Here is a 1491-nt window from a genome sequence, read left to right as displayed (position 1 = left end):
GCTAGTGCCGTGACCGGTATGGTTCGCCGGGCCGGAGGGGAGGAACGCGATGTTCGTTGAGATCGTCTTTGCCGGTCTGCCCATCGACCGAGATGAGGTCGAGGAAGCGTTGGATGCCGCGTTTGGTCCCGACGGGGAGATCACGGGCGCGGGCAGCGGGATGGAACGTTGTCATCTCGACCTGGAGATCGAGGGAAGCCTCGATCGCGGGGTGGCACTGGAACGGGTTCGTTCCGTGCTGGCCGGGCTCGGCGTGCAGGAGTACGCGACGTTGAACGTCAGCGACTGATCACGCGGCGAGCGATCGTCCGCCCCAACGGATGCCCTTCTCGCTGCGGATGCGAGCACGCTCCTTCCGCTGGGCGGCGAGGACGTCGGGGTGACGGGCGTTCTGGTTGCGCCATCGCAGGTAGGCGTGCAGAGCCCGGGTCTGTGCGGTGTGGTTGCGGTGGTTGGAGTTGGCGACGGTGAACTGTCGAAGCGGTCCGAAGTGGGCCTCGATCGGGTTGGCCCAAGAGGCGTAGGTCGGGGTGAAGCACAGCTCGACCCGGTTTTTCTTCGCCCAGCGCCGGATCGTGTCGCCCTTGTGGGCGGAGAGGTTGTCCAGGATGACGTAGATCGGGGCACCATCCGGGCGGGCGGCCCGGATCGACCTGAGTGCGGCCAGAGTGTTGTCGGCGCCCTTCTTGCGGCAGTTGACGCCCCACAGGGTGTCGTCGCCGACGGAGTAGCAGCCGTGGAAGTACCGGACACCGTGGGTGCGGTGGTAGGTCGCGGGGTGCCGCTCGGGGTGACCGGCCCGGGCCCAGCACGATCCGGCGCTGGGGCGGATGCCGAGCGGGCCGAACTCGTCGAACGCGAACACGCGGTCAGGGAAGCGGTCCAGGACGTGCTCAATGCGATCGAGCTTGGCGTCGCGCTCAGGGTCCGGTGACTCCTTCCACGTCTTGGTCCGTTGGAAGGTGATGCCGCGGCGGGCGAGCAGGCACCGTAATGCCTCACGGCCGATGCGGATGACGCGGCCGTGGACGCGGCGCAGGTAGGTGGCGAGTTTGCGGATGGACCAGCGGGTGAAGGGCTGGCCGAGCTTGGTCGGGCGGGTGGTGGCCGTCGCAGCGACGAAGTCCTCGTCGTCAGGACTGAGCAGGCGGGGACGGCCTCCCGCCCACCGAGGGTCCAAGCAGGCCAGGCCGATCTCGTTGAACCGGTGGATCACATCCCGGACGGTGTCCTCGTCGGCCTGCACCAGCTTCGCGATCACCGGCACCCGGTTCCCGCCGGCCGAGGCCAGCAGCATCATCGCCCGCCGATAGCGCACCGTACTGGTACTGCCCCGGCGCACGATCTGCTGCAGCTTCTGCCCCTCCTGGTCGGACAACCTGCGCACACGAACAGGATCAGCCACCACACCCCCAGCGGTCAGACGGACGTCACCACACATCCAACCGCCATGACCACCAACGCGGCGAACCTATGTGGTCAGAGCACTAG

The 1491-nt window shown here is 67.6% G+C and carries 2 protein-coding genes; one reads left to right on the top strand and one right to left on the bottom strand.

Features of this window, described 5'->3' with window-relative positions; genetic code table 11:
- Positions 1 to 49 precede the first annotated feature (49 nt).
- Positions 50 to 289, top strand: coding sequence for a hypothetical protein (locus ACZ4AA_RS38465; RefSeq protein ID WP_467613380.1), 240 nt, complete (start codon positions 50 to 52; stop codon positions 287 to 289).
- Here the strand turns inward: ACZ4AA_RS38465 and ACZ4AA_RS38460 are convergent, their stop codons facing one another.
- Positions 290 to 1405, bottom strand: coding sequence for an IS630 family transposase (locus ACZ4AA_RS38460; RefSeq protein WP_467613379.1), 1116 nt, complete (start codon positions 1403 to 1405; stop codon positions 290 to 292). It abuts the gene before it with no gap.
- Positions 1406 to 1491 lie beyond the last annotated feature (86 nt).

Source organism: Streptomyces sp. NPDC024698 (genome assembly GCF_055559015.1).
The sequence above is the reverse complement of the archived record's forward strand: the minus strand, read 5'-3'. Positions and strand labels throughout refer to the sequence as shown.